We start from the raw sequence: 652 nt of genomic DNA on the forward strand, positions 1-652 counted from the left end.
TTACAAACAGGAATCGAATGCAACCGGCGCAGGAACACTGCCAGCGCATCAACAATATTTTCACCTGAATCAGGATATTCTTCTAATACCTGGAATGCTGTTTTCCCGGGGATCGCAGTGGTGAGTAACCATGCATCATCAGGAGTACGGATAAAATGCTTGATGGTCGGAAGAGGCATAAATTCCGTCAGCCAGTTTAGTCTGACCATCTCATCTGTAACATCATTGGCAACGCTACCTTTGCCATGTTTCAGAAACAACTCTGGCGCATCGGGCTTCCCATACAATCGATAGATTGTCGCACCTGATTGCCCGACATTATCGCGAGCCCATTTATACCCATATAAATCAGCATCCATGTTGGAATTTAATCGCGGCCTAGAGCAAGACGTTTCCCGTTGAATATGGCTCATAACACCCCTTGTATTACTGTTTATGTAAGCAGACAGTTTTATTGTTCATGACCAAAATCCCTTAACGTGAGTTTTCGTTCCACTGAGCGTCAGACCCCGTAGAAAAGATCAAAGGATCTTCTTGAGATCCTTTTTTTCTGCGCGTAATCTGCTGCTTGCAAACAAAAAAACCACCGCTACCAGCGGTGGTTTGTTTGCCGGATCAAGAGCTACCAACTCTTTTTCCGAAGGTAACTGGC

1 protein-coding gene is annotated in these 652 nt (G+C 45.1%); it reads right to left on the minus strand.

The features are described from left to right. On the minus strand, positions 1-413 hold a 413-nt coding region (locus tag SB754_RS19160; protein ID WP_410784004.1), incomplete at its 3' end, for a phosphotransferase. Positions 414-652 lie beyond the last annotated feature (239 nt).

Source organism: Leifsonia sp. SIMBA_070 (genome assembly GCF_046534635.1).
Classification (GTDB): Bacteria; Actinomycetota; Actinomycetes; order Actinomycetales; family Microbacteriaceae; genus Leifsonia.